The sequence below is a fragment of the Roseateles chitinivorans genome, from assembly GCF_050632235.1.
In the GTDB taxonomy this organism is placed as follows: Bacteria; Pseudomonadota; Gammaproteobacteria; order Burkholderiales; family Burkholderiaceae_C; genus Roseateles; species Roseateles chitinivorans_A.
In genome coordinates, this window is sequence record NZ_CP192584.1 from 4,944,011 (window position 1) to 4,969,011 (window position 25,001).

The 25,001-nt window shown below is 70.2% G+C and carries 14 protein-coding genes, 1 tRNA gene and 1 pseudogene; 8 read left to right on the forward strand and 8 right to left on the reverse strand.

Features of this window, described 5'->3' with window-relative positions; all coding sequences use genetic code 11:
* Positions 1 to 51: 51 nt before the first annotated feature.
* Positions 52 to 2,331: an Orn/Lys/Arg decarboxylase N-terminal domain-containing protein gene (locus tag ACQ859_RS22555; protein WP_431262849.1), complete on the reverse strand. Its 2,280-nt coding sequence runs from the start codon at positions 2,329 to 2,331 to the stop codon at positions 52 to 54.
* Between the two features lie 278 nt (positions 2,332 to 2,609).
* On the opposite strand from ACQ859_RS22555, the gene ACQ859_RS22560 reads away from it, so the two are divergent.
* The 3 genes from ACQ859_RS22560 to ACQ859_RS22570 all read left to right on the forward strand — a co-directional run bounded on the left by ACQ859_RS22560 (position 2,610) and on the right by ACQ859_RS22570 (position 4,230).
* Positions 2,610 to 3,041: an NfeD family protein gene (locus ACQ859_RS22560; protein WP_431262850.1), complete on the forward strand. Its 432-nt coding sequence runs from the start codon at positions 2,610 to 2,612 to the stop codon at positions 3,039 to 3,041.
* A gap of 52 nt (positions 3,042 to 3,093) precedes the next feature.
* Positions 3,094 to 4,020 carry an SPFH domain-containing protein gene (locus tag ACQ859_RS22565; RefSeq protein ID WP_067274606.1) on the forward strand — a complete coding sequence of 309 codons (927 nt, stop codon included), beginning with the start codon at positions 3,094 to 3,096 and terminating at the stop codon, positions 4,018 to 4,020.
* A 119-nt stretch (positions 4,021 to 4,139) separates the two neighbouring features.
* Positions 4,140 to 4,230, forward strand: a tRNA-Ser gene (locus ACQ859_RS22570).
* Positions 4,231 to 4,300: 70 nt separating this feature from the next.
* On the opposite strand, the gene ACQ859_RS22575 is transcribed toward ACQ859_RS22570, so the two are convergent.
* The gene (locus tag ACQ859_RS22575) at positions 4,301 to 6,130 is read right to left on the reverse strand and encodes a hypothetical protein (RefSeq protein WP_431262851.1); all 1,830 of its coding nucleotides are present in this window, start codon (positions 6,128 to 6,130) and stop codon (positions 4,301 to 4,303) included.
* Positions 6,131 to 6,422: 292 nt separating this feature from the next.
* Between ACQ859_RS22575 and ACQ859_RS22580 the strand changes: the two genes are divergently transcribed.
* Both ACQ859_RS22580 and sodC read left to right on the forward strand, forming a co-directional pair.
* A complete protein-coding gene (locus tag ACQ859_RS22580) occupies positions 6,423 to 7,049 on the forward strand; it encodes a LysE family translocator (RefSeq protein ID WP_431262852.1) in 627 nt (208 codons plus the stop codon).
* A 65-nt stretch (positions 7,050 to 7,114) separates the two neighbouring features.
* Positions 7,115 to 7,640, forward strand: a pseudogene (gene sodC, locus ACQ859_RS22585) (superoxide dismutase [Cu-Zn] SodC).
* Between the two features lie 80 nt (positions 7,641 to 7,720).
* On the opposite strand, the gene ACQ859_RS22590 reads toward sodC, so the two are convergent.
* The 4 genes from ACQ859_RS22590 to ACQ859_RS22605 all read right to left on the reverse strand — a co-directional run bounded on the left by ACQ859_RS22590 (position 7,721) and on the right by ACQ859_RS22605 (position 11,472).
* Positions 7,721 to 8,806, reverse strand: a complete 1,086-nt coding sequence (locus ACQ859_RS22590; RefSeq protein ID WP_431262853.1) for a MauE/DoxX family redox-associated membrane protein — start codon at positions 8,804 to 8,806, stop codon at positions 7,721 to 7,723.
* 90 nt (positions 8,807 to 8,896) lie between these two features.
* Positions 8,897 to 9,964, reverse strand: coding sequence for a hypothetical protein (locus ACQ859_RS22595; RefSeq protein ID WP_431262854.1), 1,068 nt, complete (start codon positions 9,962 to 9,964; stop codon positions 8,897 to 8,899).
* 23 nt (positions 9,965 to 9,987) lie between these two features.
* Complete coding sequence (locus ACQ859_RS22600) at positions 9,988 to 10,731, reverse strand: hypothetical protein (protein WP_431262855.1); 744 nt, start codon at positions 10,729 to 10,731, stop codon at positions 9,988 to 9,990.
* Between the two features lie 138 nt (positions 10,732 to 10,869).
* On the reverse strand, positions 10,870 to 11,472 hold the full coding sequence (locus ACQ859_RS22605) for a hypothetical protein (protein WP_431262856.1): 603 nt from the start codon (positions 11,470 to 11,472) through the stop codon (positions 10,870 to 10,872).
* Between the two features lie 481 nt (positions 11,473 to 11,953).
* Between ACQ859_RS22605 and ACQ859_RS22610 the strand changes: the two genes are divergently transcribed.
* The 3 genes from ACQ859_RS22610 (at position 11,954) to ACQ859_RS22620 (ending at position 21,824) form a co-directional block, all read left to right on the forward strand.
* Positions 11,954 to 12,193, forward strand: a complete 240-nt coding sequence (locus ACQ859_RS22610) for a hypothetical protein (RefSeq protein WP_431262857.1) — start codon at positions 11,954 to 11,956, stop codon at positions 12,191 to 12,193.
* A gap of 117 nt (positions 12,194 to 12,310) precedes the next feature.
* Entirely contained in the window at positions 12,311 to 21,067 is an 8,757-nt protein-coding gene (locus ACQ859_RS22615; RefSeq protein ID WP_431262858.1) for a GH36-type glycosyl hydrolase domain-containing protein, read from the forward strand.
* 178 nt (positions 21,068 to 21,245) lie between these two features.
* Complete coding sequence (locus ACQ859_RS22620) at positions 21,246 to 21,824, forward strand: nucleotidyltransferase family protein (RefSeq protein WP_431262859.1); 579 nt, start codon at positions 21,246 to 21,248, stop codon at positions 21,822 to 21,824.
* 207 nt (positions 21,825 to 22,031) lie between these two features.
* Here ACQ859_RS22620 and ACQ859_RS22625 read toward each other — a convergent pair whose 3' ends face one another.
* Positions 22,032 to 23,876, reverse strand: a complete 1,845-nt coding sequence (locus ACQ859_RS22625) for an aspartyl protease family protein (RefSeq protein ID WP_431262860.1) — start codon at positions 23,874 to 23,876, stop codon at positions 22,032 to 22,034.
* A gap of 224 nt (positions 23,877 to 24,100) precedes the next feature.
* Positions 24,101 to 24,988, reverse strand: coding sequence for a sialate O-acetylesterase (locus ACQ859_RS22630; protein ID WP_431262861.1), 888 nt, complete (start codon positions 24,986 to 24,988; stop codon positions 24,101 to 24,103).
* Positions 24,989 to 25,001: the final 13 nt, after the last annotated feature.

The following is a 25,001-nucleotide window of genomic DNA, read 5'->3' on the forward strand; positions in this document are numbered from 1 at the left end:
TCACGAGCGAAAACAGACCCCTCGGGGTCTGTTTGCGTTTGTGGACTGGGATTATTTCTTCGTGTCGATCACGCAGTCCACGTAGTAACGCGTGATGCCGTCGTCACCCTTCTCCGCCACGAGGCCGTGGACGTCGGTGGCGAAACCCGGGAACTTGGCGTTGAAGTCCCTGGTGAACTTCAGGTAGTCGACGATGCGCTTGTTGAAGCGCTCGCCCGGGATCAGCAGCGGGATGCCCGGGGGATACGGCGTCAGCAGCGCGGTGGTGACGCGGCCTTCCAGCTTGTCGATCTCGACGCGCTCCGTCTTGCGATGCGCGATGTGCGCGTACGCATCCGACGGCTTCATCGCCGGCTCCAGCTCCGACAGATAGACCTCGGTCGTCAGGCGCGCGATGTCGCCCGAGGCATAGGCCTCGTGCACGCTCTGGCTCAAGTCGCGCAGGCCCATGCGCTCGTAGCGCGGGAAGGCCGCGACGAAGTCCGGCAGGATGCGCCAGATCGGCGCGTTGCGGTCGTAGTCGTCCTTGAACTGCTGCAGCGCGGTCAGCAGCGTGTTCCAGCGGCCCTTGGTGATGCCGATGGTGAACATGATGAAGAACGAGTACAGCCCCGTCTTCTCCACCACCACCCCGTGCTCCGCCAGGAACTTGGTGACGATGCTGGCCGGAATGCCGGTCTTGGCGAACTTGCCGCTCATGTCCAGCCCCGGCGTGATGACCGTGGACTTGATCGGATCCAGCATGTTGAAGCCGGCCTCGATCGGGCCGAAGCCGTGCCACTTCTCGTTGGCCTTGAGCATCCAGTCGGCGGCCTTGCCGATGCCGTCGGTCGCCAGCTTGTCCGGACCCCAGACCTTGAACCACCAGTCCTTGCCGTAGTCCTTCTCGACCTTGCGCATCGCGCGGCGGAAGTCCAGCGCTTCGCTGATGGACTCCTCCACCAGCGCGGTGCCGCCCGGAGGTTCCATCATCGCGGCCGCGACGTCGCAACTGGCGATGATCGAGTACTGCGGGCTGGTCGAGGTGTGCATCAGGTACGCCTCGTTGAACAGGTGCTTGTCCAGCTTGACGTTCTGCGAGTCCTGCACCAGCACCTGCGAGGCCTGCGAGATGCCGGCCAGCAGCTTGTGGGTCGACTGCGTGGCGTAGACCATCGCGGTCTTCGGACGCGGACGGTGCTTGCCCATCGCGTGGTACGAGCCGTAGAAGTTGTGGAAGGCCGCGTGCGGCAGCCACGCCTCGTCGAAGTGCAGCGTGTCGATCCAGCCGTCCAGCTTGGACTTGATGGTCTCGGTGTTGTAGAGCACGCCGTCGTAGGTGCTTTGCGTCAGCGTCATGATCCGCGGCTTGGCCTTCTTCGCGTCCACGCCCTTGAGCAGCGGGTTCTTGGCGATCTTCTTGCGGATCGTGTCGGGCGAGAACTCGCTCTCCGGGATCGGACCGATGATGCCGTAGTGGTTGCGCGTGGGCGTCATGAAGACCGGCACCGCGCCGGTCATGATGATGCTGTGCAGGATGGACTTGTGGCAGTTGCGGTCCACGACCACGATGTCGCCCGGCGCCACCGTGTGGTGCCAGACCATCTTGTTGGACGTCGAGGTGCCGTTGGTGACGAAGAAGCAGTGGTCCGCATTGAAGATGCGAGCCGCGTTCTTCTCGCTCTCGGCGACCGGGCCGGTGTGGTCCAGCAACTGGCCGAGTTCCTCGACCGCGTTGCAGACGTCGGCACGCAGCATGTTCTCGCCGAAGAACTGGTGGAACATCTGGCCGACCGGGCTCTTCAGGAAGGCCACGCCACCGGAATGCCCCGGGCAGTGCCAGGAGTAGGATCCGTCCTGCGCATAGGCCATCAGCGCCTTGAAGAACGGCGGCGCCAGGCCGTCGAGGTAGCTCCTCGACTCGCGGATGATGTGACGCGCCACGAACTCGGGCGTGTCCTCGAACATGTGGATGAAGCCGTGCAGCTCGCGCAGCACGTCGTTGGGCAGATGCTGCGAGGTCCGCGTCTCCCCGTAGACGTAGATGGGGATGTCCGCATTCTTGAAGCGGATCTCCTGGATGAACTTGCGCAGGTTCAGCACCGCCGGATCCAGCTCCGCGCCGTCGCCGTTGCCGGAGAACTCCTCATCGTCGATCGACAGGATGAAGGCGCTGGCGCGGCTCTGCTGCTGGGCGAACTGGCTCAGGTCGCCGTAGCTCGTGACGCCCAGGACTTCGAAGCCCTCTTTCTGTATGGCCTCCGCGAGCGCGCGGATGCCCAAACCCGAGGTGTTCTCGGAGCGATAGTCCTCGTCGATGATGACGATGGGAAAGCGGAAACGCGGCGTCATGAAGGCCTCCGGATCGGGGCAGGTCAAACAAGAAAGGCGCGAAGTGTAGGGCTACAGCCGTGTCACGCAAGTGTTGATCGGGCGTTGTCGCAGAAACAGAACGGCCATGCCGGGGATCTCCTGTCAATGACCCGTGGATGGGGCCCCAATGGCCCGGAAAAGCGGGGATCCCACCTCCTTCGGAGCGACCGGGCAAGCACCGACCCCGGGCGTACACTGACCCGACTCGAAGGACCGGGCGAATCACGGATCGGCCGGCAGTCAGCTAGGAGGAATCGATGGACTGGAGTCTCGCCACCTGGTGGTGGGTGATCTGCGGCGTACTGGTGGCGGCGGAGCTCGCGACCGGCACGACGTTCTATCTCTTGATGCTGGCGCTGGGCGCGGCGGCCGCGGCGTTGACGGCCCACCTCGGCGGACCGTTCTGGGCGCAGCTGGTGATCGCCGCGGCGATCGGCGGCGGCGCGGTGACCTGGTGGCATCTGCGCCTGCGCCGCCACCCGAGACTGCCCGCCGCGGAGAACCCCAACGTGAACCTCGACATCGGCCAGAGCCTGGACGTCGCGCACTGGCGCGCCGACGGCACCGCCGAGGTCCGTTATCGCGGCGCCGCCTGGCAGGCGCGCTTCGTCGGCAACGGCGCGCCAGCGATCGGGCGCCACGTCATCCGTGCGGTCGAGGGCAGTTGCCTGCTGGTCGAGCCAGCCTGATCCGCCCCGCCCCACCCGTTTCAGTTTCATTCCCCGGAGGAGAGTCCCGCTCATGGAAATCATCGCCCTGGTCATCTTGATCGTCGCCATCGTCTTCGTCATCCAGTCGGTGAAGGTGGTCCCCCAGCAGAACGCCTGGGTCGTGGAACGCCTGGGCAAGTACCACGGCACGCTGACGCCCGGCCTGAACATCCTGGTGCCCTTCGTGGACCGGCTGGCCTACAAGCATTCGCTCAAGGAGATCCCGCTGGACGTCCCCAGCCAGGTCTGCATCACGCGCGACAACACCCAGCTGACGGTGGACGGCATCCTGTACTTCCAGGTGACGGACGCGATGCGTGCCAGCTACGGCTCGAGCAACTACATCATCGCGATCACGCAGCTGGCGCAGACGACGCTGCGCTCGGTGATCGGCCGCATGGAGCTCGACCGGACCTTCGAGGAACGCGACGTGATCAACAGCTCGGTCGTGCAGGCGCTCGACGAAGCCGCGCTGAACTGGGGCGTGAAGGTGCTGCGTTACGAGATCAAGGACCTGACGCCGCCGGCGGAGATCCTGCGCTCGATGCAGGCGCAGATCACCGCGGAGCGCGAGAAGCGCGCGCTGATCGCCGCCTCCGAAGGCCGCCGCCAGGAGCAGATCAACATCGCGACCGGCGAGCGCGAGGCGGCGATCGCCCGCTCCGAGGGCGAGAAGCAGGCCGAGATCAACAAGGCGCAGGGCGAGGCCGCGGCCATCCTGTCGGTGGCGGAGGCGAGCGCCGAGGCGATCCGCAAGGTCGCCGCGGCGATCCAGCAACCGGGCGGCAGCGACGCGGTGCAGCTGAAGGTCGCGGAGAAGGCGGTCGAGGCCTTCTCGCAACTGGCCCAGAAGAACAACACGATGATCGTGCCGGCCAACATGAGCGAGGTCTCCGGCCTGATCGGCACGGCGATGGCGCTGATCAAGAGCGACAAGGTGATCCAGCCGGGCCGCTGAGCCTTCGACCGCCCTGCCGCCTCCGCCGGGCCTCCGCCGGGCCCTCTGGCAAGGCGGCGCGCCACTCGCCCCGCAAGTTTCATTCGGGGTGGAAAAACTGCGCTATGATGGCGGGCTTCGGAGAGATGGATGAGCGGTTTAAGTCGCACGCCTGGAAAGCGTGTGTAGGTTAATAGCCTACCGAGGGTTCGAATCCCTCTCTCTCCGCCAAGACGCATGAACGACGGGCCCTGAGCAATCAGGGCCCGTTTTCTTTTCGGGACTGCTTCCGGGCGGCGTTTCAGCGGCCCGTGGGCAGCCAGAGGGTGCGCACGTTGACAGCCTGGTTGCCACCGAGCATCAGCAGTCGATCCCCAAGTGTCAGCAGCACCGGCGCGGCGTTGGCGCCCTCGCCGCCCCTGCCCACGCGGATCGATTTCACCTGCGCGCCGCTCAGCGCACCCGGCCCGACCTCCCACCAGCTGACGCGCGTGAAGTCCATCCGATACGGGTCGCTGGGCAGGTCCGGCCAGATCGGCTCGACACGATTCACCCAGCCGACGATCCGTTGCCCTTGCGTCTGGAATGCGGGCGCTCTGCCGTTGATCGGCGAACCGGGCAGACCGCGAAGGATCTCCTCGTCGATCCCCGCCGCGCCGCGCACCGGATTGAACTGCGCATCCAGCCGCACGCCGGCGGCGTCGGGGAGCGGGTCGCCGTTGGCGAGCGCGCGGCCCCACAGCAAGGCCACCCCCTCCTGCAGCGACACCACGGTCGGCGCCACCTGCGATGAATTCAGGACCGCGTTCGCCAGCACGAGCTGCTTGAGTTCCCCGCTGTCCGGCGCCCACGCGGCCACCCCGATGTCGACCGCGTTGCCGAAGGTCTGCCGTCCCGCCCAGGTCGCCACCATCCGTCCACCGGAGGCGCCCAGCGCGCTCGCGCGCGCGTCCGCATGCACGTCGGCGCCGGTGAAGATCACCACCTCGGTTCCTGCCGGCGTGCCGTCCGACGCGAAGCGTCCCATCACCAGTTCCACCCGGCTGCCGTCGGCGGACTTGCGAGACCACAACAGACCCAACGACTGGCCGTATGCCACCGCCTGCAGCAACATGGCATCGGACCGCCCCGGCCGTGACAGCGGCAAGGTGTCCACCGTTCCGATCAACTGCCCGTTGGCATCGAACCGGCGCAACGCCGGATGCTCGTCGCTCACGACAAGCACCTCGCTGCCCACGCGCGCATACCGCGCCATCCTGGGCTGCGCGTTCTGGCCGAGGTGATGATGGACGCCGGTGATGCTCCCTCGCGCATTCATGCGGTAGACGGCGAGTTCGCCGCCGAGGCGGCTCTCGAAAAGCAGGGCCTGGTCGTCCATCGGGATCGCGGCGACCAGGTCGGATGCCGAGATCCAGCCGCCGGGGAAGGTCGCGCTGGTCAGCGGCACACGCAGGTCGATGGCCGCGCTCGCGCCGAGTCCGATGCTCCCGCCATCGAATCCAAGCAGGGTCTCCACGGTCCGCGTCGCTCCCTTGCCATTCATGGCGGGCACGTCGGATTGCAACTGGACCATGCCCAGCCCTTCGGCAAACCAGGCCTTGGTCTCGATGCGCGTCACGTCGGACCAGAGGTTGGTCACGGTGCCGCGCACGCGCGTGAGCAGCGTCGTGTCGACGCGCAGTGCCCGCACGCTGGGCAGCGATGGCAGTGCCACGGTGTCCCAACCCACCACGCGCGCATAGACGGCCACGTCCATCGCATCGTTGCGCCGGTCCCCGTCGACGTCGATGCCGACGTCCTCGATGCGCCGGTCGTGGATGTTGTACTGCTCGCCGGCACGGACGGGCGACTTCAGTTCCGTCCGCTGGATCAGGACGCGCAAGCCGGGCGCGAGGTCCAGTCCTTCGTCCGCCGTCACCGTGCCCGACTCGACCCGCAACGTGACCTGATCCGCGCCACGGTTGCCGGCATTGGTGGCGGTCTCGAACACCTTGCCCGTGCCGTTCGCCAGATGCTGTGTCGTGGTGTCGTAGAGGATCGGCGAAGCGGCGTTCGCCTGCGTCTCGATGCCGCGGTAATGCCAGGCGGCATCGACGATCAGCGGACGCAGCACCGCGGCGTCGACGATCAACGTCTCCCCGGGAACCGGCGCCGCCGGCATGAGGGAGGTCGGCGACGCGCCGCCAGGCGCCTGTCCCCCGCATCGGGCGGGGGTTGCCACCCTCCCCGCCACCACCACCGCCGCCGCAACCCGTCATCACCATCCATGCAGCGGCCACGCACGCGCCGCGCCAACTCATCCCGAACATGCGCTCTCCCAGATCGCCAACACCATGCGTTGACGTTTTATTAACGCTCTCATAACGATCGGGCGCGAGTGTAGCGGCGGCGCGTTTTTGGCTCCCGGACCTATCATTCGCGCCATGCTGACCTTCGAACAATTCTTCGGCTTCCTTTTCGCCGCCACGCTGATCACGGCGTCGCCGGGTCCCGACAACCTGATGGTGCTCGGCATGGGCGTGTCCAAGGGTCGTCGACACGGCATGGCGTTCGGACTCGGATGCGCGCTGGGCTGTCTGAGCCACACGGTGCTGGCCGCCATCGGCGTGAGCGCGCTGATCGCAGCCTCGCCGGTCGCCTTCACCGCGCTCAAGGTCTGCGGCGGGCTGTACCTGATCTGGCTCGGCATCAAGGCACTGCGCAGCCGCGGCGGCGCGACGGTCGGCGACGCGTCGCAGGTCGAGGACTCGCTGTCGCGCCTGTTCTTCAAGGGCGTCTTCGCCAACGCGATCAATCCGAAGGTCGTGCTGTTCTTCCTGTCCTTCCTGCCGCAGTTCGTCGTGCCGGCACAGGGACACGTCGCCGCGCAGACCGCCCTGCTCGGCCTGACCTTCACCCTGCAGGCGGCCGTGCTGTTCGGCCTGCTGGGCTACTTCGCCGGCGCGATCGGCCAATGGCTGCAGCGCAAGCCGCGCGCGGGCTTGTGGCTGGACCGCATCGCCGGCGCCGTGTTCGTCGCCCTGGGGCTGCGCCTGATCGTGTCGCGCTGACGAGGTCGCTCCGACGGGGGCACACGGATTGCCATCCGTTCCCACCCCCAAGTCAGGAGACTCGCATGACCCTTCGCCCGTTGCTGGCCGCCGCGCTGGTGGCCTGCCTGCCCGTGACCGCCGCGCTCGCCGCCGAAGCCACCGTGACCTTGAAGGTCGCCACCCCGCAGGGGAAGGCGGCCCGGTCGGCACCGTCACGATGGAGGACACGAAATACGGCCTCGTGTTCACGCCCAAGCTCACCGGCCTGCCGCCGGGACTGCACGGATTCCACGTGCACGCGAACCCGTCCTGCGCCGCCGCCGACAAGGACGGCAAGCCCTCCCCGCCGAAGCGGCCGGTGGCCACTTCGATCCGAAGAAGTCGGGCAAGCACGGCGAACCCTGGGGCGACGGCCACCTGGGTGACCTGCCGCCGATGTTCGTCAACGGGGAAGGTGAAGCGATGCAACCCGTGCTCGCGCCGCGCCTGAAGCTGGCCGACGTGAAGGGCCATGCGCTGATGGTCCACGCGGGCGGCGACAACCACGCCGACCACCCTGCCCCTCTGGGCGGTGGCGGCGCGCGCATCGCCTGCGGCGTGATCCAGTGATCCTCGGATCCACTGATCCTTGAATCGACGGATCCTGATGATCCGTCAGCACGACCCCGGCACCCGCCGGGGTCTGCCGATCACGCGGAAGCCAAGGGCAGCGCGTGACCTTCACCATGCGCCAGCACCGGCGCGTCGTACAACGCGCGGATCGCGTCGCGCCCCACCGCCACCGTGCTCAGGATGCGGCCGTCGGCGCCCACCCACAGCGCGCTCGGCGTGGCGATCACGCCGAAGAGCTGGTTGATGTCCTGCCCCGACTGCAGCACCACGCGATCCGGCGCGAGGTTGTTGAAGGTCGTGCGGTTCGACTCGGCGCTGCCGCTGCTGATGGTGAGCCAGTGCACCGGTTCGCCGTCCTGACGGCGCCAGGACGCCATCTCCTTCATCACCTCGTGGCACGGCGCGCACTGCGGTCCGACGAAGACCAGCAGCTGCGAGCCCGACTGCGCGACGTACTCCGCCAGCGTGCGCGTGTTGCCCGCCACGGTCGGCGCGGCGAAGGCCGGCGCCGCCTGCCCCACATGCAGCACCTGGTTGGACACCAGCGTCTCCAGGCTGGGCACGCCGCCCGCGGGCTCGATGCCCAGCGACTGCAGCCGCAGTTCCAGGTGATCGATCTTCAGCAGCAGGCGCCCCTGTTGACGGGCCAGATGCAGCACCAACCAGCCCAGCAACCCCACCGCCAGCACCAGCACGGTCGACAGCAAGACCTGACCCCGTCCACTGGAGACCAGGGTACCGGTCAACGATGCCGCACCTTCGGCCGCGAGCGCGCCCGAGAGCAGCCACGCCGCGAGCGCGACCAGCAGACCGTTGCGGGCCACGCTGGCCCACGAGATCGGTTGCGAGCGCGTCTGCCCGAAGCAGTTGCATGAGGGCTTGTTGCCCTGCGCCAGCTGCACCGCCATCGCCGCGGCGAACACCGCCAGCAGGCCGGCCGCCAGCGCGATGCCGAGCGCCGGCGCCCACGGCAGCACCACCAGCAGCGCCACTGCGAATTCGAGCAGCGGCAGCAGCCAGGCGCCAGCGCGCGCCGGCGCCGCCGGCACGCCGAAGCTGCGCAGCGCCTGCGCGGTCGCGTCCGGCTCCGCCAGCTTGGACCACGCCGCGAGCGCGAACACGCCCGCCAGGAACCAGCCTCCCAACACGATCAGGATGTCCACGATGCGTCTCCCTTCCCGTTCCGATGTGCGGTGTCGCCACCAATGGTTGCGCCCGGCCGAATGGCCGGGCGACGTGACAAGGCCTTGCGGTTATTTCGCCCGCATTTCGCTCGATCCCTGCGCCGGACCGGCCGTCGTCATGCCGAAGCTGGGCACCGAGGCCGAGCGGCCCGCCAGACTCGACCCGACCACGAAGCAGGGTCGGATGCAGATCGGCGTCGAGCCGCAGCAGGTCACGCTGACGCAGGCCCATCCGGACGGGCAACCCGCCGACGACGAGCAGGTCGGCAATCCCGCGCACGACTGCGGCAGATGGCAGAAGCCGCGGCCCTCGATGGTCTGGAAGCAGACGCAACCGGGGTCCTGGCAACTCGGCAGCGCACCGCACGTACCGCCGGGGCAGGTCGGGCAAGGCTGCGTGCCGCAGCAATCGCAACCGGCCTGCTGCGCGGCGGTGAAGGCGTCGCCGCCCGCGTTGTTGACCGCCTGGTAATACGCCCCCGCCGCCGCCTTGCAGGCGCCGCGCTTGATCTTGTTGCTGTCCACCGAGATCGGTCCGACCTGCACCATGTTGACGGGATAGGCCGCGTCGCAGGAGCCGGTCATGCAGCTGTAGAAGGTGTTGTCGCAACCGGCCTTGGCCTGGTTGCACTCGCCATAGCAGCAGTCATGGCCGTTGCAGCAGCCGAGGAAGCTGGCCGCGCCGTATTGCGACGGGAACTGCGTGCCGCCCGCCGCGCCGCAGCCGTTGGGCGTGCAGCTGTAGCCGGGGTGTGCGACCTTGTTCGGGCAGGCCGCGAGGTCCGCCACCGGATGCTTGTTGGCGATCGCGCCGCTGGGCAGGCAGCACTGCAGCGCCGGGTCGTAGAGCTGACGTCCGCACAGGCAGTCCGCCGCCGCCTGCGCCGTCCGCGGCAGCAGGCCGCCGGCCAGCGTCGAGAACATGCCGAGCACCGACACCTTCAGCACGTCGCGGCGCGAGCCCTGGCTGCCCAGCGAGCGGGTGAAGTTGTCGAAGGCGTTGTCCGCCAGGTGTCCCTGCAGATCGATGGCGTCATCCGATCGCAAGGCGGGCGAGTCGCTGGCGGAGAACCCGCCCATGCCGCGCCGCAGAAGCGCGGCGACGCGTTGCCCGAAACCGAAGGTGCGTTCTGTCATGGATCACTCCTTGCCGTGGCGGCTCAGGCGCGCGACGGCGTCAGCGTGTAGTCGGCGGACACCTTGCCGGCGTCGTCGGCCGCGTGGTCCCAGGCGACCAGGCTCGCGCCGGTCGATTCGGAGCTCGTGCGCGGGCTCATCAGCTGGAAGCCGGACAAGGTCGCTCCGGGCGCCACGTGGTTGGGATACGGCGGGACCAGGTCCGAGGCGACCCAGGTCACGTAGGTCATGCCGTCGGTGTCCGCCTCCCAGCCCGCCGGCGTGCCCGTCACCGTCACCGGCGCGTTCACCGACAGCGACAGCGTCGCGATGTGCTGGCCGCTGCCCGCCGGCTCGTTGTTGGTCAGCGCATAGCTCCAGTAATTGGGCGTGGTCGTGACCGCGAGCGAGGCGCGCAGCTCATCGGCCGGGAAGCTCCCCGCCGCCGGCACCCGCACATAGCGGCTGACCGTCAGGCCGTAGGCCACGCCGGCGACGACGTAGGACCCGCGCACCGTCAGCAGCAGGTTGGCGTTGTCGGTCAGCCCCGCGTCGGAGAAACGACCGGCGAAGGTCGTCGACGACGAGGCCCCGAGCGTGCCCAGCACGATGGGCGCGTTGGGCGGGCTCTGCCGCGTCGCGCTGCCGTAGGTGATGCTGGTGATCTGCACGCCCTGGAGCGCCGATTCACCGATGTTCATCAACGGGATGTTCAACCTCACCTGACCGGCGAAGCGCTGGATGAATGGCGCGCCGAGGGTCACGCGCGCGGAGACGACTGTGGCCATGCCTGCCCCTTGTGATGTCTCGAAGAGAGTCGAAGTGGACCCGTCGTGCCGGGCGCGTCCGTGGATGCCCGAAGGCCGGTCGCTGCGGGTGACGGGAGAGGAACGCGGCCGGCGGCGTGATCCGCCGGCCGTCCGTGCTCAGGTGCCCGCGAGCAGCGCCGGGGACGGACCGGCTGGGTCGGCCCGGCGATGGACACGTCGCGCGACCAGCGGCACCAGCGCGACCAGCGCCAGGGCGAGCGTGCCGGGCTCCGGCACGCCGCTCGCCGCCGCGGCGCGCACCGTCACCCCCACCAGCACCTCCTCGGCGAAGTTGCCGTTGATGTCCGACAGCAGGATGGAGAGGTCGAAGTTCAGATCCGCGAGGATGTCCGGCAGCGTCGCGATCATCAGCAGGTCGAGCACCGGGCTGATCGTGCGGTCGGGGATCACCACTTCGGGATCACCCAGCAGCGGCGTCACGTCCACGAACGGGAACGGATAGCCGCTGAGCGAGAGAAAGAAGTCGGTGGTCAGCAGCGGGCCGCCGCTGATGTTGGTGATCTGGCCGGTGATGACGACGCTGTCCCCGGCGTCCAGCACGACCGAGGTCTGGGTCGTGGTGAGCGTGATCGGCGCGGCGGCGGCGGGCGCCGCGGACAGGCCGAGCAGGCCCGCCGCAGCGGCTGCCAGGAGGACCCCTCTTGCGAAGAGTCGGGCACCATTGTGTCGGCTTCTCTGGAACCAGGCTGTCGCGAGCATGATCACCCTCCTGTGCGCCGATGGCGCCCCTGTTGCGATGCGATTGCTGCGAAGTCTAGGAGTCGGTGGGCGGCCCGCGCACCCCTATCTCTTAAGCGGGGACAGCCCCCTCATTCGAGGCAGCCTGCCGCGCAAGCCCCTGTCCATCGGGCTTGCGCGGCGTCGCCTCTCCTCTGAGACCCGCGGTGTCCTCCCTCTGAACCGCAGGCTCCGGCGACTGTCGGACAAGCTGGCGGAGGGGACAGGCGCGAGCACGGCCTCGGTGACAGTCAAGGGACATCCGGCGTCACCGGCAGGGACAAGACAGGGACACGAAGGGTCTTCCCGCGCGGTTGACATCGCGCTCGAATTCATGCCGTGGCATGGGTATTTGGATGGCCATCGGCGGCGGCCGGACCGATTGCTTGCGCAGGCATGGTGCTTGCCGAGTTGATACGTCCGGTTTCAGACCGCTTCATCCACTTGCAGAGAGGTTCCCACCATGAACAGCCCAGTCGGCCCGCTCAGCCCGATCGTCCAGGTCGGTGCGGTCGGCACCGCCGTCCCGCACCTGTACGACCAGGCGCTTCAGCGCCACCTGCTCCAGTGCGCGAAGGCCCGAGGGCGATGGTTCGGCGTCGCGTTGTTCGCTGAACGTGCGCGTGGCCTCGTGCTGCCACGGCTGGCCACCACCGCTGCGCTCAGCGCCGTCACCCTCGGCCTGTTTGCCCACTGGCTATGACCGAAGTCCGGAGCGCGAACGACCCAACCCGACCCCCGTGACCGAGCCGGGGGCTTCGTCGGAACGCTCTCCGGATCCAGGGGCTGCAGCGCCCCTGAAATTGCGGAAGAACTTGCGTTGCTCGATCCGTCGCTCGGCACGATCGAGCCCCCGGTCCGGGCCGTCCTGTTCGGCCAGGCGCGCTTCGAACAACATGGGCGCAGCCTCGCGCAGGCGCAGGCGGTCCAGGGAACGGCCGGCGCCGGCCAGTTCTTTCCGCGGCTCGACGACAACGTCGCGATGCTGCAGCAGACGCGGCGACTGATCGAGAAGCGCCATCGCGACTTCCGCCACCTCGGCGCCGCCGGCAAATGGCTGCTGGACAACGCCGCGCTGATCGACGAGCAGATGCACCAGGTCCGTCGCGGCCTGCCTCGTGGTTTCTTCCGGCTGCTGCCGCGCCTGCGTGACGAGCCGCTGGCCGGCCTGCCGCGCATCTACGGCGTCGCGTGGGCCTGGGTCGCGCACACCGACGGCGGCTTCGACACCGAGCTGCTGGCCGCCTATCTGCGCGCCTACCAGGAGGAGCGCGCGCTGTCGCTGGCCGAGCTCTGGGCGCTGCCGACGACGCTGCGTGTCGTGCTGGTCGAGAACCTGCGCCGCCTGGCCGAGCGCTTCGCGACGCTGCAGGCTGCACGTGACGTCGTCCACCACTGGTACGACGGCCGGCCCACCGAGACCGGCATCGACACCATCACGCGGCTGGAGCCGCGCATGAAGGAACGCGGTGTCGTCGAGGCTTTCTGGCTGCAGCTCGACCACCGCCTCGAGGAACTGCCGCAACCGCTGCGGGGCGAGCTGGCCGCCTGGCTCAGCACGCGGCTGCACGTGCCGGCGCAGGCGCTGGGACGCCAGCAGGACGAATCGATCCGCGACCTGCAAAGCATCCGCAACGCGATCACCGCGTTGCGTCGCATCGATCAGACCGACTGGCGCCGTCTGATCCAGACCGTCAGCCCGGTGATGCAGACGCTGGGCCGGTCGCCGGTGTTCGCCGCCGAGGCCGCGGACACGCAGGACATGACGCTGCACGAGATCGAGGCACTCGCGCGCAAGTGTGAGAAGAGCGAACTCGACATCGCCCGCCAGCTGCTGGAACTGACTCAGCGCGCCGGCCCGCCGGAGGGCGGCGAGCCCGACCGCCGCAGCGCACCGGTCTACTGGTGGCGTGGCGCCGGCCGGCCGACGCTGCTCGCGGCGCTGGGCCTGCGCGAGCGCCGCTGGCCGCCGCACGACACCGCGCCCGGTCAACGCTGGGCGGCGGTGGCCTACCTCGGCGGCCTCGCGCTGCTGGGGCTGCTCGGCCTGTACTGGCTGATGAGCCAGGCCCGCCCCGGCGCGGCCACCTGGCTGCTGTGGACCGCCGCGGTGCTGGCCGCCGGTCCGATCAGCGAGGCCGTCGTGGCCCTGACGAACCGCTGGATCAGCGAGCTCGCGCGCCCCGCGCGCCTGCCGCGGCTGGACTTCTCCGCCGGCCTGCCCGACGCGGAGCGCACCCTCGTCGTGATGCCGGTGCTGCTGCCCAACGAGGACGCCATCGCGCCCTTGATCGCGCAGCTGGAACAGCACCACCTCGCCAATCCCGAGCGCCTCGTCCAGTTCGCGCTGCTCAGCGACCATGCCGATGCCTACGAGGAACACCAGCCCGGCGACACGATGATCGTCGTCACCGCCGCGGACGCGATCTCGGCGCTCAACGAGCGCCACGGTCCGCTGGCCGACGGCCAGCCGCGCTTCCTGCTGCTGCATCGCCAGCGCGAATGGTCGTCGACCGAGCGCCGCTGGATCGGCTGGGAGCGCAAGCGCGGCAAGATCGAGCTGCTGCTGCGCACGCTCGCGACCTCGGCCGGGACCTCGCCCTTCGTCGATTTCGGCCCCCTGTCGCGGCCCGCGCCCGGCGTGCGCCACCTGATCACGCTGGACGCGGACACCGACATGCCGCCGGGCCGCCTGCGGGCGCTCGTCGGCACCGCGGCGCATCCGATGAACCGGCCGCGCGTCGACGCCGCGAGCCGTCGCGTCGTCGAGGGCTACGCCATCCTGCAGCCGCGCGTGCTCGCGCCCATGCCGGACGACAAGGAGAGCACGCCGTACCACCGCCTGTTCGTCGGCCAGTTCGGCATCGACCCGTACAGCGCCGTGAGCTCGGAGATCTTCCAGGACCTGTTCGGCGAAGGCAGCTTCACCGGCAAGGGCCTGCTGGACGTGCGCGCCTGCCATGCGGTGCTCGACGCGCGCCTGCCCGAGGGTCAGGTGTTGAGCCACGACCTGCTGGAAGGCAGCATCGCGCGCTGCGCCGGCGTCTCCGACATCACGCTGGTCGAGGACTCGCCGATGCATGCGGACGTCTCGCATGCGCGGCTGCATCGCTGGACGCGCGGCGACTGGCAACTGCTGCCCTTCATCGCCCGCGCCGGCCGTTACGGCATCCCGCCGATCAACCGCTGGAAGCTGATCGACAACCTGCGCCGCTCGCTGGTCGCGCCGATGTCGCTCGGCCTGATGCTGCTGGTCCTGGGCACCGGGGTGCTGCCCTTCGGCCTGACGCTGGCGGTCGTCGCCGCCGCCTTCGCGATCGGACCGCTGGTGGGCGCGCTGGCCGGGCTGGTGCCCAGCCGCGACGGCCTGGCGCGACGGCACTTCTACCGCGAGACCGCGCTCGACCTGCGCCGTGCGCTGGGCCTGGCGGCGTGGCACGTCGCGCTGCTGCTGCACCTGTCGCTGCTGTACCTCGACGCGATCGGCCGCGCCCTGTGGCGCCAGACCGTGTCGGGCCGGCGACTGCTCGAATGGACGACCGCCGCCGCCGCCCAGGCCGCGGCCAAGCGCGAGCTGCCGGCGCTCGTCCGTCAGCACCTGCGCGTGCCGATCGCGGCCGCGGTGCTCGGCGGCGTGCTGGCAGCGGCGGCGCTGTCCGGCGCACCAGTCGACGGCACGGCGACGGTCCTGCTGCTCATCGTCTGGGCGCTCTCCCCGCTGTGGATCTGGTGGACCAGCGCGCCGCGGGCGCCGCTGCTGCAGCGCGAGGCGGAGCTCGATCCGCAAGGCCGCGCCTACCTCTGGCAGCTCGCACGCGACACCTGGCGCTTCTACGATACCCACGTCGGCGCCGCCGACAACCACCTGCCGCCGGACAACGTGCAGCTGACGCCGCATCTGCTGGTGGCGCACCGCACCTCGCCGACCAACATCGGCCTGTACCTGCTGACCATCGCCTGCGCGCGGGAGATGGGCTTCATCGGCGTCGTGTCGATGACGGAGCGGCTGTCGGCGACGCTGGACACGCTGGAGCGCCTGCCGCGCTGGCACGGCCACTTCTACAACTGGTACGACACCGAGTCGCTGGTCGTGCTCGCGCCGGGATACGTCTCGGCGGTCGACAGCGGCAACTGCTCGGCCCATCTGCTGACGGTGGCCCGTGCCTGCGAACTGGCGGCGGAGATGACCCCGGAGCAGCTTGCCGCCGCACCGCGGGATGCGCTGGCGAAGACACTGCACCGGCTGCGCGTGATGCAGCCGCCGCTGGCCAACGACGGCGTGCTGAGCGCGGGCGCCTCGCTGGTGGCCGCGTTGATCACCCCCGAGAACGCTGGCGCCGACGCCGAGGAACAACAGGCCGTGCTGCGCGCGCAGGTCGCGGCGGCGCGCGCGGAGCTCGACGGCCTCGCCACCGCGGAGTCCTACGAAGCGACGGCGGCGCACTGGCTGCTGCGCGACCTGATCGCCCAGCTGGAATCCTTCTGGCGCGACCATGGTGCCGGTTTCGCCGAGGCGCGACAGCACCTGCGCGAGCTCGCCCGTCGCGCGCGCAAACTCGGCCTGGAGGCCGACTACCGCCCGCTGTACGACCCCGAGCGCCGCCTGCTGCGCATCGGCTGGCGCGGCGACGCGCAGCAGCTCGACGACAACCACTACGACCTGCTGGCCAGCGAGGCGCGGCTCACCAGCCTGATCGCGATCGCCAAGGGCGACCTGCCGCCCGAGCACTGGCGCTCGCTGGGACGGCCGTTCTTCTCGCGCGACGGGGCCGGTACCGTCGCTGGCGATTCGCTGGGACTGAAGTCCTGGACGGGCTCGATGTTCGAGTACCTGATGCCCTCGCTGGTCCTGCGCGAGCCGGCCAACAGCGCGCTGGGCCGCGCGATCCGCACGGCGGTCGCGGAGCAGCGCTTCGAGGCGGGCAGCAAGGGCACGCCGTGGGGCATCTCCGAATCGGCCATCGCCGGGCAGGACCACACCCTCGCCTACCAGTACGGACCGCAGGGCGTGCAGACGCTGGCGCTGGCGCGGCTGGCCGTCGACGAACGCGTGCTGGCGCCCTATGCGGCCGTGATGGCCGCGATCGTCGCGCCGGTGCGGGTCGTGGCCAACCTGCAGGACTTCGAGCGCCTGGGCGCGCGCGGCGCGTTCGGCTTCATCGAGGCGGTCGACTACACGCCGCAGCGGCAGACCGCCGGCGCAGGGTTCACGCTGGTGCAGACCTACATGGCCCACCACCAGGCGATGGGCTTCGTCGCACTGACCAACCTGCTGGCCGACGACGCGCCGCGCCGCTGGCTGATGAGCGATCCGCATGTGAAGGCCGTGGCCACGCTGCTGCACGAACGCGCGCCGCGCGAGGTGGCCCCGCTGTCCACGGAGACCACGGATCCGATGCCGCGCTCGCGCCAGGTCCGCAAGGCGCGGATGGTGCGCGAAAGCGATCCGCTGGCGGAGACCCTGCCGCTGACGCACATGCTGACCAACGGCCGCTACTCGGTGGTGCTGCGCAGCCACGGTGGCGGCTACAGCAACTGGGACGGCGTCGCGGTGACGCGCTGGCGCGACGACCTGCTGCGCGACCAGCACGGCAGCTTCACGATGCTGCGCCGGGCGGGCGAGGACGACTGGTTCAGCAACACCGCCCGTCCGGCGCCCGATCCGCGCGCGCGCTACGAAGCGCGCATGCAGGCGGAGCGCGTGCTCTTCGAGGCCGCCTGGCCCGACCTGCACAGCTGCACCACGGTGTGGGTGAGCCCCGAGGACGATTGCGAACTGCGTCAGGTCGAGCTCACGAACCGCGGCACCAGGCCGCTGGCGCTGGACCTGGTCTCGTCCTTCGAGGCCACGCTCGCGCCGCAACGGGGCGACGAGGCCCACCCGGCCTTCTCCAACCTGTTCATCCAGGCCCGCTGGGACGAGGCGGAACACGCACTGCACCTGCGACGCCGGCCGCGGCTGTTCGACGAGGCCGCGATGCGGGCGGTGTTCTTCCTGGCCGGTGTCGACGGCGGCGCGGCCTGCGGCAAGGGGCCGCGACGCGACGGCGACACGGCGGAATGCCGGTCTGACGGCTACACGCTTCGCGAGGTGCTGCCCATCGCCGATCGCGGTCGCTGGCTGGGCCGCTACGGCAGCACGACGCGGCCGGTCGGCGACGCGCGGCCCGAGTTCGTCGACGACGAGGCCGACGTGACCGCCGCCGGCGAACCGGGCCGGCTGCTCGACACCGGGCTGGATCCGATCGCCGGCCTGCGGGTCGGGCTGGACCTCGCGCCGGGCGCGACGGTGCGGCTGACCTTCTGCACGGCGGCCTCGCGCGACGGCGACCTGCTGCGCGCGCTGGTCGACAAGTACCGGCAGTCGGCGCACGTGGAGCGTTCCGCCTCGATGTCGCACACGATGGGCGGCATCCGGCTGCGCGAACTGCAGTTCGACACCGCGACCTGGGGCGCGCTGCTGCAGCTCAACACGCTGGTCACCGGCCAGGCGGTGCGCGAGCCGGCGCCGGTCCGCGAGCCGCGCGGCCGCTGCGATCGCCGCGCGCTGTACCGCTTCGGCATCTCCGGCGACCGGCCCCTCCTCATGGTCACCGTCACTGGCGAGGAAGGCATCGACCTGATCCGCGCGCTCAAGAAGGCGCTGCGCATGTGGACCACGCATGCGGTCGGCATCGACCTCGTCGTGCTGAACGAGGAACCGTCCTCGTACAACGCGCCGGTGCAGCAGGCTCTCCAAGCCTTGCAATCGCGTTTGCAAGGCCAGGCGCAAGGCCGGCCGGGGCACCTGTGCTCGGCGCTGCATGTGCTGCGCGACGGCGACCTGCAACCCGACGAGCGCTTCACGCTGCAGACGCTGACGCGGCTGCGGCTGCAGGCGGACGGACGACCGCTGTCGCAGCAGCTCGAGCGCTGGATCGAGGACACGGCGCCGACGAACGAGTCCCAACGGCTGCCGGTGGCCCATGCGCTGGCCGAGCGTCCCCTGCCGGAGGCGACGCCGCGTCCGCCGGAAGGCCGCTTCGATCCGGACCACGGCGGTTTCTCCTTCGAGGTCTCGCCGGACCGGCACCCGTCCAAGCCCTGGGTCAACGTGCTGGCGAACCGCGACTTCGGCTGCCAGGTCACCGAGATCGCCGCGGGCTACACCTGGGCCGGCAACAGCCGGATGCATCAGGTGACGCCGTGGTCCAACGATCCGCTGATCGACCCGCCCGGCGAGTGGCTGCTGCTGCATGACCTGGACAACGGCCGCGTCTGGCCGCTGGGCCGGCAGTTGCGCCGCGACGCGCCGCTGTCGATCGAGCACGGCATCGGTTATTCGCGCAGCCGGCAGCGGCTGGGCGATCTCCAGGTCGACCTCTGCTGGTGCGTGGACCGCGACGCCTCGGTGAAGCAGGTGCAGGTGCGCATCGACTCCGCGGCCAGGTCACGCCGCCGCCTGCGGCTGGTCGCGCTGGCCGAGTGGCAGCTCGGCAGTGCGCGCAGCGAGCGCCTGTCGGTGACGACGCACAACGACTGGCTGACGGTCGGCGAACTCGGCGCGGGCCTGCCGCAGCCGGAACGCGCGCTCGCCCTGCAGGCGACGCAGCTGGATCACCTCGGCGGCTTCGGCGACGCGACGGCGGCCCTGTGCATCCGCCCGCGGCAACGGGGCGACGGCAGCGGTGCTCCTGGTGCTCGTGGTGCGAGCGACGTGAGCAGCGCGGGCGGTACATCCGGCGGCGATGCGGGCCCGGTGCGCGTGCGTCTCGACCAGCAGGACTGGACCTGCGACCGCCGGGAGTTCTTCGACAGCGCCGGCCGCATGGTGCTGCCCGAGGCGCTGAGCCGCCGCTGCGGCAGCGGTCTCGATGCCTGCGCGGCGCTGAGCGCGCGCATCGAGCTCGACGGCGCGCAGCCGGCGGAACTGACCGTCCTGCTCGGCCACGCGCCGTCGCCGGACGCCGCGCATGCGCTGATGGAATCGGCGTGGAAGGTCGATCCGGCGACGCGGCTGGACCGCCAGCGGCGGCAGTGGCCGGAGCTGCTGGGCGGGCTGCAGGTGTCGACGCCGGATCCGCGCTTCGACGCGCTGACCAACCACTGGCTGCCGTACCAGACGCTGGTCTGCCGCATGTGGGCGCGCGCCGGCTTCTACCAGGCGGGCGGTGCCTTCGGCTACCGCGACCAGTTGCAGGATGCGATGGCCTTGACGGACGTCGCGCCGCAGCTGCTGGCCGACCAGATCCGCCGGAGCGCGGCACGGCAGTTCCCTGAGGGCGACGTGCAGCACTGGTGGCACGAACCGGGCGGCGCCGGCGTGCGGACGCATTTCTCGGACGACCGCCTGTGGCTGCCGTATGCGCTCGCGCATTACCTCGTGCGGACCGGCGACCTGACGCTGCTCGAGGATGCGGTGCCCTTCCTCAACGGGCAGCAGGTGCCCGAGGGCGCCGAGGACATCTACGAGAGTCCGCGGACCGACGGCCCGATGGCCTCGGTCTATGAGCACGCGGCCCGCGCGATCGACCGCAGCCTGGACAGCGGGCCGCATGGCCTGCCGCTGTTCGGCACCGGTGACTGGAACGACGGCATGAACCGCGTCGGTCACGAGGGCAAGGGCGAATCGGTGTGGATGGCGTGGTTCCTGGCGCAGGTGATCGAGGACTTCGCGCCGGTCGCGACGGCGCGCGGCGAGCACGAGCGCGTGCAGCGCTGGAAGGCGGCGCGGGACGGCTGGATCGCGGCGCTGGATGGTCCCGGCTGGGACGGCCAGTGGTACCGGCGGGGCTTCTTCGATGACGGCTCGCCGCTGGGTTCATCGGAGAACGCGGAGTGCAAGATCGACCTGATCGCGCAGAGCTGGGCCGTGCTGACCTCGGCGGCTGATCCGGCGCACGCGCGGCAGGCGATGGCGAGTGCCTGCGCGCACCTGCTCGACCCGGTCGCCAAGCTGGCGCGTCTGCTGCACCCGCCGCTGGCGATGGCACAACCGAGCGCGGGCTACATCCAGTCCTATGCGCCGGGCGTGCGCGAGAACGGCGGCCAGTACAACCACGCGGCGGTCTGGTCGCTGATGGCGCTGGCGCGGCTGGGGCAGCGCGACACGATGTGGCAGGTCTACACCGGCCTGAGCCCGGCGCACCGCTGGGCCGATCCGCGACTCGGTCCGACCTATGCGATCGAGCCCTACGTGATGGCCGGCGACATCTACTCGCACGCGCCCTGGGTCGGGCGCGGCGGATGGAGCTGGTACAGCGGCTCGGCGGGTTGGCTGCTGCGGGCATCGCTGGAGTCGATCTGCGGCGTCGTCGTCGAGCAGGGCCGGCTGCGCGTCACGGCCTGCCTGCCGGTGCACTGGGACCAGGCCGAGGTCCGCATCCGGCACCAGGACCGCTGGCTGCGCGTGATCATCTGCGCCAACGAGACGGCCTGTCGTGCCGCGCAGACCCGCGAGCCCGGCGCGCGGCGCGAGAACGCGGGCGAGTCGATCGAGCTGTCGTCGCTGTCGCCCGATCAGGCGCTGGTGGTCGTCAGCGTGCCGGAGATGGTGCGGCTACCGGAGGCGGACGCGCTTCGCACGACAGGACGGTGAGGCGCGGGAGGGTTGGAGCTTTTACGCCGCTGCTGGCCCTCACCCCTTCCCTCTCCCGCAAGCGGGAGAGGGAGTCCATCAGAGAGGGGCAGGCGGGGACGGGCCAGCAGCGAGGGCGTCCGCCAGAGAGGGATTCCACTGACCGGCGTGTCTCGGGCGGCACGGCCAGAATGGCACGATGTCCTACGCACCCCTGTCGCCGAACCTCCAGGACCGCTTCGTCGCGGACCTGCTGAAGAACCCCAACAACCGCGCGATCCTGGACCGCTGGGACGCGCTCGCGTTGCCCGACGGCTGGCTGGTCGCGGGCTGCCTGTTCCAGACCGTCTGGAATCTGCGGGACGGCAAGCCGCCGACGGCGGACATCAAGGACTACGACCTCTTCTACTTCGACCCGGACGACCTGAGCGCCGAGGCCGAGCGGCGCGTCCAGGCCCGCGCGGACGGGGTGCTGGGCGACCTGGGCATCACGGTCGAGGCCGCCAACCAGGCGCGCGTTCACCTCTGGTACGAAGAGGACTTCGGAGAGCCCTACGAGCCACTGCACAGTTCACGCGCGGGCATCGAGCGCTTCCTCGTACCCTCGACCTGCGTCGGCGTGCGGCCAGGCGAGGTCTACGCGCCGTACGGTCTGGAAGGCCTGTACCAAGGCCTGCTCGCGATGAATCCGCTGGTGCCGCATCGCCAGCTCTTCGAACGCAAGGCCGCGTCGTACCAGCGACGCTGGCCGTGGCTGACGATCCAGACGCCGGACTAGGCGGGCCCCTCGCCGCGCGCGGGCATCAGCCCCGAGGACCGCGGATCGCGGATCGCGGATCGCGGACCGGCATGTCGAACTGCTGGGCGAGGACTTCCAGCATGCGCTTCAGGCGTATTGAATTCCATGCTTTCTCGCCGCAAAGCATCGAATTCGATCCATCGATGGTCACCCTCGACATCGGACTCCGCCGCCTCGCCACGTCCATCAAAGGGAGGCGGCTGAGGCAGGCGCCGATGTCGATCCCGCCGGTGCCACGACCAACGCATCGAACCCCGCCTTCTTCACGCTCTCATCGATCGCCGGTGTCAGCTTGCGCGCGGCCTCCAGCTCCTGGCGCGCCTTGTCCGTCTCGTTGAGCTTGAACAGCGCCACCGCACGCCCGTAGTGCGCCCATGCCGACGGCTTCCTCGTGATCGCCTGGTCGAAGGCCTTGCGCGCCCGAGTCGCGTCGCCCTGCCGCAGCCAGGCCCAGCCCAGTTGCCAGTGGTATGCCGGCTCGTCCTCGTCCCGGTCGATCGCCGCCTTGCAATCGTCGACCGCCTTCTCCGCCTCCAGGTTCAGCCGCGTCCGCATCCAGCAGCGCTCCCCCAGCATCGCCGCCAGGCGGAGGTCCTTGGGATGACTGCCGATCCAGAGCTCGAACTGGCGCAACGCCTCCGGCACCTGGCCGCGGCGCGCGTAGGTCGTGGCCATCGTCGCCCGGAGGTTGGACGCGGGCGGCAGCGTGGCGTCCAGTTCGCCCAGATCCGCCGCGGCGCCGTCGGTGTCCTTGGCCGCGAAGCGCAGGGACACGCGGCGCAGGCGCGCCTCGGCCAGCGCCGGATCCAGGCGCAAGGCCTCGTCCAGGTCCGCCAGGGCCGCCTTCGGCCGCTTCAGCGCGATCTGCACGCGGGCCCGCGAGTCGAAGTAGCCCGCCACCGTCGGCGCCAGCCGGATCGCGCGATCCAGGTCCTCCAGCGCGCGCGCCGCATCCCCCGCCACCAGCGACGCATTGCCCCGCCGCGCGAGGCCGTCGGCGTCGTCGGCCGCGATCTCCTCGGCCTTGGCCGCGTAGCTCGCGTTGTAGACCGCGCTGGCCGGCCGGCTCGGCGCGAAGACCTTGCCGCCGTTCCAGGTCGCGTAGACCTTGCCCTGCAGGCGGGACACGTACACCCGGTGCGCCAGGAAATAGTCCAGGCCCAGCAGCATGTCCTGATCGCGCCCGCTGACGTCGGAGACCTTCATCCGGTTGTCGCGGACCTTCTCGCCACCCAGCTCGAAGCGCTCGACGTTGGCGACCCAGTACTGCGCGAGATCGGCGCCCGCCCCGCCCGAACGACCGCCCGGCGTCATGTCCGCCTCCGCGATGCCCGCCTTGCGCGCGGCGCTCAAGGTCAACGACGTCTGGGGCGCCCCGGTGTCCATGAGCGCCTCCAGCTTGCGACCGTTGACCTGCACCTCGACGCGGACGGCGCGGTCGTTGCGGCCGTAGCGCAGCAGGGGCGCCTCGATCACCGGCGCGTCCCCCGCCCAGTAGGCCAGCGACCGGTCCTTGCACTCGCCCTGCGGCGACACCAGCCGCACCACACCGTGCGCCAGGTCGTATTCCGTGTCCGCGATCGACAGGAAATTGCGGCCCAGCACGCCCATGATCCCGGCGCCGAGTTCACTGCCGCCGACGATGAACTCGACATGCTCCAGCGTCGCCCCCTCCAGCGCCACGCGCTGGACCGTCGTGACCCGCAGGCCTTCCACCGGCCCCGTGACGCCGTAGACCTTCAGGTTGCCCGGCGGCCGGCGCAACGGCAGCGCCAGCTGCTGCGCCGTCGACGCGCTCAGGAAGCTGTAGAAGGCCCCGCTGTCGACCAGCATCGGCACCGCCACCCCGTTGAGCTGGAGGGTCGCGACCGGTCGCGATTCCACGAGCCGCACCGGGATGGTCATCGCCTCGATGACGCAGCGGTTCTTGTCCAGGACCTTCTCCGGCGCCTTGTCCGGGGTCTCCTCGGCGGCCGCCCCCGTGGCCATCAGGATCATCGCCAGCAGCGGCGCAAGTCGGCGTGCGTTCAATCGTCCCTCCCTGGACTCGGCATCACGGGGCGGATCTCCGCCCGTCGCGACCGGCGACGATACCTGTCTCGACGTCCGGACACGCTCCTACAAAGGGGGAATGGACGGGCGCGCCGCATCCGCGCCACAGGCGCGAGGGGAGGCTCAACGTCGTCTCGACGAGGTCGCGACGCCCCTGCGACACCGTCGAAACGGCGTCGGAACGCCGTCGCGACGAGACCGGTCTATCGGCCCGTCGCCGCCGGCTTCAGCACCTGCGCCCACAACGTCGCCGCGCGCGCCGCGCCGTCCACCGTGAAGTGGCAGCCGTTGCGCAGCGGTGCGCCGATCGCGTCGGTGTCCGGACCCGCGCGGAAGCCGCTGTCGGGAATGGCGAGCAGCTCCCGCACGGCCTCGCGCACCTGGCCGCCGTCATGCGGCGGGCAGTAGGTCGAGCGCGCGATCCACCATGGCGCGTCGACGCCCCGCGCGGCCACGCCGGCGCGCAGCGCCGCCAGCGCATCGCGGTAGTCGGCCATCGCCGTGCGATCGCGCGCGTCGGCCTCGCCCTGCTGCCACAGCACTGCCGCCACCGGCCAGCGCGTGCCCTTGATGCGGTCCATCTGCGTCTGCCAGTAGCTGCGCAGCGGGGTATTTGGCCCGGTCCATTCGGCGATCGAGCTCCGGTCCACGGCCACGACCGCCCACACGATCGGATGGCCTTGCCAGCGCCCGCCGAGTGCCTGGTTCACTGCGGGCCAGAGGCTGCCGCCAGTGCCGGTGGCACCTGGTACCGGCGCGCTCGCCAGACCGCAACCGCCCAGATGCAGCACCGGCATCGGCGGCACCGGCGCGGCCGCCGGCGGGATCGGGTCGGCATGGTTCGCCGCGTTGGACTGACCCATCACCACGATCACGACGGGCTGTTCGTTCTTGAACACCGTGCCGCAGTCGGGCGCCGTCACCGGCATGTCGTGGATGGTGGTGATCCGCTGCGCGAGGTCGTCCGCAGGCGTCGAGGGCTTGCCGTTGCGCAGCATCGCCACGCCCGCGGCGATCATGCCGCCGCAGGACAGCAGCGCCACCGCGCCGATCGCCAGCGGGATCAGGGAATTCTTCCGTTCTTCGGTCATCAGGGGCGTCATC